Genomic DNA, 494 nt, shown 5'->3' on the forward strand with positions numbered 1-494 from the left:
ATTCATGTTTCTCAAAGCGTTGCCCGCGATGCCGCGATAATGGTGCAGCAGTGCGGCGGCTTGGACGTATTGCGGCGCAAGCGCGTTCAGACGACCTGTGAAATCATCGTCCTGCGTATAAACAATCGGCGAACGCAGCCATTCGAGCAGCGTGGCATTGCTTTTCCGCAGCAAACGCAACGCCTTGCGGATGTCCCAGCCGCCAACGTCAAACCATTGGTTTTCGATAAATTCAAAGGTGTCTTTCGCTTCGTCGATTTGCAGATAATATTCCTGCGGACGGATATAAATGGCGCGCACGTCGTAATCGCTGTCGGGCGAGGCAAAGCCCCATGCGCGGCTGCCGCTCTCTACCGCCAGCAGGAAATGCAGCGGCTCGGTATGGGCGATGTGGGTAAGTTTTTCTTGAATCGTTTGTTTCATGATGTTTCTTTTAATAGAGGTCGTCTGAAAATCCTAAAAAACAGGTTTTCAGACGACCTTTGCTTTTTGAT

At 51.2% G+C, this 494-nt stretch carries 1 protein-coding gene; it reads right to left on the bottom strand.

Translation table 11 applies throughout. The features are described from left to right. Window positions 1-423, bottom strand: a 423-nt coding sequence (locus ACTHUR_RS19155) for a nucleotidyltransferase domain-containing protein (protein WP_440400364.1), incomplete at its 3' end; no start/stop codon positions are given. Window positions 424-494 lie beyond the last annotated feature (71 nt).

It is taken from the genome of Neisseria sp. P0021.S007, from assembly GCF_051956855.1.